Below are 8,440 nucleotides of genomic sequence, written 5' to 3'. Positions count from 1 at the left end.
GCATCCCGCTTTCCTGGTTATCGACAAGCAGCCCGGCATCGGCATGCATGACGAGAAGGGCGACGGTGAGTCGGTCAATCCGGGGCTGGTCAATCGCGTGAAGGCTGATACAGGGCTCACCCTCTATCCGGTGCACCGGCTCGACAAGATGACATCCGGCTTGGTGCTGCTGGCCCGCACAACGGAGGCGAATCGCGAGCTGAGCATGGCCTTTGCGGCCCGTGAGGTGAGCAAGCAGTATCTGGCGCTCTCCGATCGCAAACCCAAGAAGAAGCAGGGCTGGGTGAAGGGGGATATGCAAAAGGGGCGTGGCGGCAGCTGGATGCTGGTGCGCACGCTGGATAATCCTGCCATCAGCTGGTTTGATTCGGTGTCGGTGCGCGAGGGGCTACGGCTCTATCGCATCAAGCCCCAGACCGGCAAAACCCACCAGATCCGGGTTGCCCTCAAAAGTATCGGCGCCCCCATTCTCGGGGATGAGCGCTATGGCGGTACGCCAGCCGATCGCGGCTATCTGCATGCCTGGCGACTGAGTTTTACGCTGGCGGGCGAGCCGTTCGACTTTGTCTGCCCGCCCGATGTGGGGAGTGAATTTGTCACTCCCGAGCTCACGGCAGCCATCGCAGCCCTTGCGCTCTGATGCTTATGCGCCCAGCGCCTGACACCATGATCCAATCAGCGAAAGAGCGTGATACTGACGGGGGCACTCCGCGCTGGATCCTGGCCGACTTTGACGACACCCTGGCCCCCGGTGACAGCCACGCCGGTCTGCTGCGCTATATCCTGCGGCGCCGGATCTGGCCGCTGCTGCTATTGCCGGTGATTGCGCTGGGTGGGGTGGTCTATTTGCTGCCCAGTCAGCGGCGGCGCGGTATCTCCCTTATCTGGTGGGCCATCACCCTGGGGCTCTCCCCCTTGGAGTGGCGCAAGCTGGTGCGCGCCTATTGCCGCACCAGGCCGGGACTGTTTCGTCAGGCTCGCGATCTGCTGCAACACGAGGGGGGGCGCTGCTGGGTGATCTCCGCCAGTCCCTGCGCGCTGGTGCGGGCCCAGCTCTATCAGCAACTGCCCGGCCTGTTGCCCCACCGGATCATTGGCTCGCAGATGCATTACCGGTTAGGCGGCCTGATGCCGCGCTTCTATTGCCACGGTCAGCACAAGCTGCTGCCGGAGATCTGCGCCCTTGATACCGAGCTGGCCTTGAGCGACAGCCTGCACGATCTGCCGCTGCTGGCGTTGGGGAAAGAGGCGTGGTTGATCAATCCGACGCCCACGCGACTGCAAAAGGCTCGGGCCTGCTTGCCCCATCTGATGCTCAAAAACTGGCACCTGTAAGGCAAAGCTGACAGTCCTGCGGGTCGTCACCGTTTGATCCGCAAGGCTGTGGCTTGAATGTCACAATCCATTTACATCCTTTGCTGCCAGTTGCGAAAAACTATCTGCAACCCGCCTCTTCTCTTCCTGCTACGCCCTGCTTCTAATGAAACAAGTTGTTAACACTTGCCGCGCCGCTGGGTGCCGCAATCCGTTTTAACCGAATCAAGAGCAAGGAGCGCCCGATGAATGCCACCTCTTCCGCCACCCACACCATCAATCCGTTAGGCACAGACGGTTTCGAGTTTGTCGAGTACACGGCCCCAGATGCCAAAGGGATTGCCGCCCTCAAGAGCCTGTTTGTTTCGCTGGGGTTTGCCGAGGTCGCCAAGCACAAACACAAGCAGTGCTGGCTCTACCGGCAGGGGGATATCAACTTCGTGGTCAATGCCGAGCCTCACTCCCAGGCGGAGCAGTTTGCCAGCCTGCACGGGCCGAGCGTTTGCGGCATGGCATTTCGGGTGAGCGATGCGGGCAAAGCCCAGCAGTACGCCATCGCCAAGGGGGCCAAGCCTTTTGTCGGCAAGATTGGCCCGATGGAGCTCAATATTCCCGCCATCTACGGTATCGGCGAAAGTACCCTCTCCTTTGTCGATCGCTACGGCGACAAGGGCTCCATCTATGACGTGGATTTTGTCTTCTACCCCGACTGGCAAGCCCGGATGGCGGAGGTGGATGCCGGTCTCATCGAGATCGATCACCTGACCCACAACGTCCATCGCGGCAATATGGATGTCTGGTCCAACTTCTACGAGCGGATCGGCAACTTCCGTGAAATTCGCTACTTCGATATCGAGGGCAAGCTGACCGGGCTGCATTCACGCGCCATGACTGCCCCCTGCGGCAAGATCCGCATCCCCATCAACGAGTCGGCGGATGACAAGTCGCAGATCGAGGAGTACCTGCGCCAGTACAAGGGGGAGGGGATCCAGCACATCGCCATGGCGTCGAGCGACATCTACCACACCATCCGTACCCTGCGCGGCCGTGGTACCGGCTTTATGCCGACCCCGGATACCTACTACGAGAAGGTGAACGGTCGGGTCGAGGGGCATCAGGAGGATCTGGCCGCCCTCAAAGAGCTGCGCATCCTCATCGACGGCTCCCCCACCAAGGATGGCATCCTGCTGCAGATCTTCACCGATACCGTGATAGGCCCGGTCTTCTTCGAGATCATCCAGCGCAAGGGCAACGAAGGGTTTGGCGAGGGCAATTTCAAGGCGCTGTTTGAATCGATCGAGCTGGACCAGATCCGCCGTGGCGTGTTGGATGGCGGCGAGGATGTGAAGGGGGCCCGCAAAGAGGGAGCGAGCAATGCGTAACTGGATTAACTTTCCCCACCGGGAGGGAACCCACTCCCGGCAGGCCCATGCCGACCTGCCGGAACAGGCCATCTATGAGCGCGAGCTGGGGCGCAGTGGCTTTTTCGGCCCCGCCACCCACATGCACCACAAGCATGCCCCCACCGACTGGAGCAGTTGGGAAGGGCCGCTGCGGCCACGGCTGTTTGACTTGAATGCCCTGCAGGAAGAGGTGAGCTCACTCTCTCCCTGGGTGGCTCCCGACATTCTCAGCAACCCCCATTGCCGCTACCGGATATGGCGGCTCTCCGAGGCGATGCCGTTTCTGGTGCGCAACGCCGATGGTGACGAGCTGCTCTTTATCCACGAAGGAAGCGGCGAGTTCTTCTGTGACTACGGCCACCTGACCCTGCGGGACGGTGACTATGTGGTGATCCCCCGTGGCACCATGTGGCGCATCGAGCCGACAGCGCCCCTGTTCATCCTGATGATCGAGGCGACCAACGACAGTTACCAGTTGCCGGACAAGGGGCTGGTGGGCAATCACGCCATCTTCGACCCGGCGGCGCTGGATGTGCCCGCCATCAACGAGCGCTTTTTGGCCCAGCAGGATGAGAATCCCTGGTCGCTGCAGGTGAAGCGCCACGATCAGGTGTCGGTCATCACCTGGCCGTTCAACCCGCTGGATGCGCAAGGGTGGCACGGCGACTTGTGCGTGGTGCGTCTCAACTGGCGGGATATCCGCCCGCTGATGAGCCATCGCTACCATTTGCCGCCGTCGGCCCATTCGACCTTTGTTGCGAGCCGCTTTGTGATCTGCACCTTCGTGCCGCGCCCCATCGAGAGCGATCCCGGCGCCCTCAAGGTGCCCTTCTATCACAGCAATGACGATTACGACGAGGTGCTCTTCTACCACGCGGGGGATTTCTTTAGCCGGGACAATATCGAGCGGGGCATGGTTACCTTCCATCCCGCCGGTTTCACCCACGGCCCCCATCCCAAGGCGTTTGCGGCAGGGCAGGCCTATGCCAAGAAGTTCACCAACGAGGTGGCGGTGATGCTCGATACCCGCGATGCGCTGAACGTCGGCAGTCTGTGCGAAGGGATCGAGAACACCCGGTATGTCTCCAGCTGGCAGCGCCCGGGCGCGGCTGCCGGCAAATAAGGAATCGCTTATGAAATTGGCAACATTGAACAATGGCAAGCGCGATGGCGCTTTGGTGGTGGTGAGCCGGGATCTGACCCGGGCGGTGCGGGTGAGTGACATTGCCCCGACTTTGCAGGCAGCCCTCGATGAGTGGGCCGAGGTTGCCCCAAGGCTGGAGGCTGTTTATCTGCAGCTTAATGAGGGCCGTGCGGCCGAGGCGTTCGCCTTTGACGAAGCGTCTTGCCTATCTCCGCTGCCGCGCGCCTACCAGTGGGCCGATGGCAGCGCCTACGTCAACCATGTGGAGCTGGTGCGCAAGGCCCGCGGCGCCGAGATGCCGGAGAGCTTCTGGCACGATCCGCTGATGTATCAGGGGGGCTCCGACAGCTTCCTCGCCCCCCGTGGGCCGATTGTCATGGGCTCCGAGGAGTGGGGGATCGATTTCGAGTCGGAAGTGGCCATCATCACCGATGATGTGCCGATGGGGGTAAGCCCGCAGGGGGCTGCCAGCCACATCAAGCTGCTGATGCTGGTCAATGATGTGAGCCTGCGCAACCTGATCCCGGGGGAGCTCGCCAAGGGCTTTGGCTTCTTCCAGTCCAAACCGTCCAGCGCCTTCTCGCCGGTGGCCATCACTCCGGACGAGCTAGGCGATGACTGGCGTGATGGCAAGGTGCTGCTGCCCCTGCGCACCCATCTGAACGGCGCCCTGTTTGGCGCACCGGATGCCGGGGTGGATATGACCTTCAACTTCTTCGAACTGATTGCCCATGCGGCCAAGACCCGTCCCCTTGGTGCCGGTTGCATCATCGGCTCGGGCACCGTCTCAAATTACGATCGCAGCGCCGGTTCATCCTGCATCGCCGAGCGCCGCATGCTGGAAATTCTTGATTGTGATCAAGCTATAACCCCCTATTTGCAGTTTGGTGATAGAGTGTCGATCGCGATGGAAGATCGCTCTGGCCAAAACCTGTTTGGCACCATCTCTCAACAGGTGGTGCCCGCGAGCGGTCAGGGAGGTTGATGGCCAGCGCCGGTTGGCGGCAAGGATATTCGGGATATGTCCGGATCACGACGAGCCCTCAACCGGTGCCGGGTACACAAGGAGGCAGGTGGCGAGCACCTGCCGGGCTTCGGGCCCAGATAAGATGCAGGGACAGATTATGTTGCAGTTGTTTGGCTATTGGCGTTCGTCGGCAAGTTTTCGGGTGCGGATCGTGTTGCAGCTCAAGGGGCTCGCCTACGAGCAGCATCCCATCAATTTGCGGCAAGGCGAGCAGAGCGAGAAGGCCTATCGCCGGATAAACCCCCAAGGGCTGGTGCCGTTTCTGGTGGATGGCGATGTGCAGATCGGTCAGTCGGTCGCCATCATGGAGTACCTTGACGAGACCTATCCCGCCTATTCTCTGATGCCCTCTTCCCCCGACGCGCGGGCCCGGGTGCGCCAGATCGTCAACATGATCGCCTGTGATATTCACCCGCTCAACAATCTGCGGGTACTCAACTATCTGGAAGAGCACTTCAGGGCCAACAACGAGCAGGAGGCCCGCTGGTATCGCCACTGGATTGACGAGACTTTCACTGCCCTCGAACAGCTGTTGATGACCACCGCCGGTGTCTACTGCGTCGGCAACGAAGTGACCCTGGCTGACTGCATGCTGGTGCCCCAGGTCTACAACGCCCGCCGCTACGACATGACCCTGGACGATTACCCCACCATCCGCCGCATCGTCGCCAACTGCGAACAGTTGCAAGCCTTTATCAAGGCGGCCCCTGCCAACCAGCCGGATGCGCAGTGACCTACTGACTTGAATCGCGGGATGGCATCAACACGCCATTCATAAACAAGGGCCCCACTGTGTGGGGCCCTTGTTCGTTAACGGCACTCCAGTTTGCTGGCGTGTCTCTTTCTGTTCAGAGGGGATCAGGCTCCCTGCTCCGGGCGAGCGTCCGGGATCAGCGGATCGGCTTTGCGGCGGCGCAGCAGGCGTACCAGCGGGGGCAGGGTGATCACTGCAATGGCCAGTACCAACAGGGTCTGGCTGATGCCGCTGCTCCACAGGATGGCGGTGTCGCCATTGCTGATGGAGAGGGCGCGGCGCAGGTTCTGCTCCAGCATTTCACCCAGCACGAAGCCCAGAATGAGCGGTGACATGGGGAAGTGCATCTTGCGCAGCAGGTAGCCAAAGACCCCGAGGGCCACCATCAGCAACAGGTCGAAGGTGGTGCTGTGCACCGCATAGACTCCCACTGCCGAGACGCTGGCGATGGCGGGCACCAGAAACCAGAGCGGGATGGAGAGCATGCGGGTAAAGAGCCCCACCATGGGGATGTTCATCACCAGCAGCATGACGTTGGCCAGCAAGAGGGCGGCGATCAGTCCCCACACCACATCGGGCTGTTCGGTGAACATGGTGGGGCCCGGAGTGATGTTGTAGAGGGTCAGTGCCCCCATCATAACCGCCGTGGTGCCCGACCCCGGCACCCCCAGGGTCAGCATGGGGATAAAGGAACCACAGGCTGAGGCGTTGTTGGCCGCCTCCGGCGCGGCCACGCCGCGAATGTCCCCTTCGCCGAATTTGGCATTCGGCCCCGCCAGGCGCTTCTCGGTCATGTAGGTGATGGCACTGGCGATGGTGGCACCGGCACCGGGCAGAATGCCGACGAAGAAGCCGATGGTGGAGGAGCGCAACATGGTGCCGGTGCAATGGACCAGCTCCTTGAAGTTGAACAGCATCCGTCCGGTGGTGCGCACCAGCTTGCCGCCGCCACTGGTGTGCTCCAGCATCAGCAGGATTTCGCTCACCGAGAAGAGACCGATCACTACCACGATAAACTGCACCCCGTCCGAGAGGTGAACGCTGTCGAAGGTGAAGCGATAGACGCCGGTATTGGCATCCACTCCAACGGTGGCGAGCCCGAGCCCAATCAGCGCCGCCATAAAGGACTTGAGCGGGTTCTGGCTCATCATGCTGCCGAGGCAGGCGATGGCGAATACCATCAGGGCGAAATACTCAGCCGGGCCGAAGGCCAGTGACCAGCGTGCCAGCGCTGGGGCGAACAGGATTATCCCCCCGATGGCGAGCATGGATCCGACAAAGGAGCTGACCGCCGAGATGGAGAGGGCCACGCCCGCCTTGCCCTGCTGTGCCATGGGGTAGCCATCCAGCGCGGTCATGATGGCGGCGGCATCCCCCGGCACGTTGAGCAGGATCGAGGAGATCCGCCCGCCATACTCGCAACCTATGTAGACGGTGGCGAGCAGAATGAGCGCCGATTCGGGGGGCAGTTTCAGGGCAAAAGCCAGCGGCAACAGGATGGCGACCCCGTTGATGGGGCCAAGGCCCGGCAGCAGACCGACCACGGTGCCGACAAAGCAGCCGATCAGGGCAATCACCAGATTCTCCGGGGTGAGTGCCACCGCAAAGCCCTGGGATAGGTACATCCAGGTATCCATATTGACTCCTTAAGAGAACCAGACGCCGAGGGGTAGGGTGACATCCAGCAGCCGGTCGAAGGCGAGATAGAGCACCAGACCGCCGACAACGCCGGAGAGCAGGGCGGCTTTGGCAGAGGCGCCAAACAGGCGCCCCAGTACAAAGGTGAGCAGGGTGGTGGCCAGCGGAAAGCCCAGCCACTCGAAGCTGGCACCGTACCCGGCCAGCGCCACCACCATGATGGCGAGGTGGCGCAGGGTACGCAGCGGCGGCCAGCTGACGGTGTCCGGCTGGCGGCGCAGCAGCAACAGGGCGCAGAGCGCCATCAGGCCGATGATGCCGAGCGGGAAGGGGCGTGGCCCCAGCGGCTCATAGCTGTATTCGCTCTGGATCTGCCAGGCGATGGCGGCGCCTGCCAGACAGAGCAGCAGCCAGATGGCGGCGAAGATGCGATCGCTCATGGCTGCTGCTCCTATTTGGCCAGACCGAAGGCTTTGGCCTGCTCGCGATATTGCGCCACCTGCTCCTTGACGTAGCTGTCGAGCGCCTCGCCGGTGAGGTCAAACTCGAACAGGCCGCGCAGATCCCGCTGCGCCTTGAAGGTGTCGGTCTTCACCAACTGATCGAAGGTCTGCTTCCACCACTGGTATTCGCTGTCGCTTACCTTGGGGCCGACATAGAAGCCGCGGATCACCGGCCACACCAGGTCATAACCCTGCTCCTTGGCGGTGGGGATGGTGGCCAGCTTGCCGGGCAGCCGCTCGGCAGAGAACACCGCCAGCACCCGCAGCTTGTCGCCGCCGATATAGGGCACCATCTCGCTCAAATCGCCGGAGACCGCCTGCACATGGTTGCCCAGCAGCGCGGTGACCGGCTCGCCGCCCCCTTCAAAGGCGACGTAGCGCATCTTGTGCGGGTCAACCCCGGCCTGTTTGGCCAGCAGCGCCGTCTTCATCCAGTCCTGACTGCCGATGGAGGCACCCGCGCCGATCACCACGCTGTTGGGATCGCGCTCCATGGCGCTCACCAGCTCCTTGAGGTTCTGATAGGGGGCATCGTGGCGCACCGCAATCATGCCGTAATCGGTGCCCACCGCCGCCAGCCAGCGCACATCGTCCACCCCGTAACGGCCAAATTTCCCCTGGGAGAGGTTGAGCAGGGAGCCACCGGAGAAGGCGACC

At 62.1% G+C, this 8,440-nt stretch carries 9 protein-coding genes; 6 read left to right on the top strand and 3 right to left on the bottom strand.

What is annotated here, in order from left to right; genetic code table 11:
• The 6 genes from DBR30_RS20000 to maiA form a co-directional block, all read left to right on the top strand.
• Nucleotides 1–640, top strand: a 640-nt coding sequence (locus tag DBR30_RS20000; RefSeq protein ID WP_375135865.1) for a TIGR01621 family pseudouridine synthase, incomplete at its 5' end; no start/stop codon positions are given.
• Between the two features lie 26 nt (nucleotides 641–666).
• Nucleotides 667–1,335 (top strand): HAD family hydrolase, encoded by a 669-nt coding sequence (locus DBR30_RS19995; protein WP_108540445.1) that lies wholly within the window; start codon nucleotides 667–669, stop codon nucleotides 1,333–1,335.
• Nucleotides 1,336–1,559: 224 nt separating this feature from the next.
• Nucleotides 1,560–2,696, top strand: a complete 1,137-nt coding sequence (gene hppD / locus DBR30_RS19990) for a 4-hydroxyphenylpyruvate dioxygenase (protein ID WP_108540440.1) — start codon at nucleotides 1,560–1,562, stop codon at nucleotides 2,694–2,696.
• On the top strand, nucleotides 2,689–3,840 hold the full coding sequence (locus DBR30_RS19985; RefSeq protein ID WP_108540437.1) for a homogentisate 1,2-dioxygenase: 1,152 nt from the start codon (nucleotides 2,689–2,691) through the stop codon (nucleotides 3,838–3,840). Before hppD ends, DBR30_RS19985 begins: the two co-directional genes overlap by 8 nt.
• Nucleotides 3,841–3,850: 10 nt before the next feature.
• The gene (locus tag DBR30_RS19980; protein WP_108540434.1) at nucleotides 3,851–4,846 is read left to right on the top strand and encodes a fumarylacetoacetate hydrolase family protein; all 996 of its coding nucleotides are present in this window, start codon (nucleotides 3,851–3,853) and stop codon (nucleotides 4,844–4,846) included.
• A 139-nt stretch (nucleotides 4,847–4,985) separates the two neighbouring features.
• Nucleotides 4,986–5,621, top strand: a complete 636-nt coding sequence (maiA, locus tag DBR30_RS19975) for a maleylacetoacetate isomerase (RefSeq protein WP_005361400.1) — start codon at nucleotides 4,986–4,988, stop codon at nucleotides 5,619–5,621.
• Between the two features lie 125 nt (nucleotides 5,622–5,746).
• Here the strand turns inward: maiA and DBR30_RS19970 are convergent, their stop codons facing one another.
• From DBR30_RS19970 to DBR30_RS19960, 3 genes are all read right to left on the bottom strand, one after another.
• Nucleotides 5,747–7,279, bottom strand: a complete 1,533-nt coding sequence (locus DBR30_RS19970) for a tripartite tricarboxylate transporter permease (RefSeq protein ID WP_019445074.1) — start codon at nucleotides 7,277–7,279, stop codon at nucleotides 5,747–5,749.
• Between the two features lie 9 nt (nucleotides 7,280–7,288).
• Entirely contained in the window at nucleotides 7,289–7,720 is a 432-nt protein-coding gene (locus DBR30_RS19965) for a tripartite tricarboxylate transporter TctB family protein (RefSeq protein WP_005350923.1), read from the bottom strand.
• A gap of 11 nt (nucleotides 7,721–7,731) precedes the next feature.
• Nucleotides 7,732–8,440: Bug family tripartite tricarboxylate transporter substrate binding protein (locus tag DBR30_RS19960; protein ID WP_258224522.1), on the bottom strand; the 709-nt coding region annotated here is incomplete at its 5' end.

The organism is Aeromonas sp. HMWF017, assembly GCF_003061465.1.
GTDB classification, from domain to species: domain Bacteria; phylum Pseudomonadota; class Gammaproteobacteria; order Enterobacterales; family Aeromonadaceae; genus Aeromonas; species Aeromonas veronii.
This window is presented reverse-complemented; position numbering and strand designations above follow the sequence as displayed.